General features: G+C 61.2%; 1 pseudogene. It reads right to left on the bottom strand.

Annotated features, from left to right (window positions below):
• Window positions 1-294, bottom strand: a pseudogene (locus MTR66_RS21115) (hypothetical protein); the annotation flags it as partial.

Raw genomic sequence — 294 nt, 5'->3', positions numbered from 1 at the left:
CCTGCCGAAGCAGACGCCCGTCCGCTGCCGATGCAGAAGTCACCGCCATCTCCCGGATAAAGCCGAAGCGCCGGTCGATGCTGATGTGGGATTTGTAGCCGAACACCGGCAGGGCAATCATGGGCAGCGGCGTTCCATCCTCGCGATACCGGACTTTTCCGCCGATCTTGAGTGTCCAGCGCGCATCGGTGTCTTTCTGCGCCGCCTTGTTCTTCTGGTCCGGCCAGATTTCCTTCGCGCTCGCCCTCAGTATTTCGTTGCTTCGGTGCAGGCACCAGCGAGGCATCGACAATC

The organism is Novosphingobium beihaiense (genome assembly GCF_022832375.1).
In the GTDB taxonomy this organism is placed as follows: domain Bacteria; phylum Pseudomonadota; class Alphaproteobacteria; order Sphingomonadales; family Sphingomonadaceae; genus Novosphingobium; species Novosphingobium beihaiensis.
The sequence above is the reverse complement of the archived record's forward strand: the minus strand, read 5'-3'. Positions and strand labels throughout refer to the sequence as shown.